Raw genomic sequence first — 797 nt, 5'->3', positions numbered from 1 at the left:
AATCATTTGTGAAACGATACGTGCCAGGTTGCCGCCCTTGCCAAAGTAATAGGCATCGTCGCCGTTCTTGAAACCGGAATGACCCGGCATGAACGGACCATTCAGGTAGTTGGCCGGCATGGCCGCGTTAAACCAGTTGCCCGGGGTCACCGTGACGATGGAGACATCTTCAAAGGCAAAGCTGATGTCGTACTGGCTGGAGAAGTGCTCTGTCGACACTTTTTTGTATTCGCCCCCGGCTTCAAAGCCAAAGAAATCGAACAACCCGCCCAGTTCTGTTTCACCATAGACGGTGCTGTCTGACCATTGTTTGGTGGACGAATCCAGAGAGAAGGTTTTGGCGGAACCGGCGGTAGCGGCTCCACCGAAGTTGTTACCGGTGATCCGGTTAACGTAGTCCCAGGGGGTTTCACTGATCTGAAACGCGGATTGATCCTTCACCGAGTTGCCATCCTGGCCCACAACCGTCACCAGGTTATCGTCATAGCGCTTGGTCGCCTCACTGATCGGGCCTTTCAGCTTCTGCATGTATTCCGTGTAGTTGCTGTTGGCTTCCTTGAGTTGTGCTTTTGCCTGGTTCAACTGCGATGCGGAGGCCAGACCTTCATTGGCCAACCAGTCATCGAATGACTCGGTGCTGCTGGTTTGCTGTTTGAAGTTCTGATAAGCCACATTCACGCTGGACTGGATCTGAAACAGGTTGTGCGAAGCATCCGATATCTTCTGCTGCAACGCCTGGCCGGCTTCACCGCCATCGGCCATAAGGAAGTTCAGAAACATGCGGTACTGGTCACCGA

Annotated in this window: 1 protein-coding gene; it reads right to left on the bottom strand. The window is 53.5% G+C overall.

Going from position 1 to position 797, the window contains the following annotated elements; translation table 11 throughout:
* Positions 1-797: hypothetical protein (locus tag A3730_RS31300; RefSeq protein WP_197477364.1), on the bottom strand; the 797-nt coding region annotated here is incomplete at both ends.

Source organism: Alcanivorax sp. HI0044 (assembly GCF_001634945.1).
Note: the sequence above shows the minus strand (reverse complement) of the source record. Positions and strands in the feature narration are given on the sequence as shown.